Here is a 262-nt window from a genome sequence, read left to right on the forward strand (position 1 = left end):
CGCACTATCAGGGCGGTGCGGTCAGTGCGCTGGTACAGGCCGGACGTATGTGGTTTGGCCGCCGTGACAGTTTTGAAGATGCCGAAAACTTCGCTCTCCCGTGCCTGCTACTTGTGGGCGTACAAGACAAGATTCGCTCTGTGCTGGAATCCAACCTGATGCTGGATGGTGTCACCGGAAGCCGCCTTGAGCTGATTGCAGAAGCGGGACATTTAACACCACTGGAACAACCGGAAGCAGTCTCAGGGCATTTACTGCCGTT

General features: G+C 56.1%; 1 protein-coding gene. It reads left to right on the plus strand.

The features are described 5' to 3' along the window. On the plus strand, positions 1-262 hold a 262-nt coding region (locus ACYP03_RS26685; RefSeq protein ID WP_459782763.1), incomplete at both ends, for an alpha/beta fold hydrolase.

This window comes from Photobacterium sp. R1, from assembly GCF_054600795.1.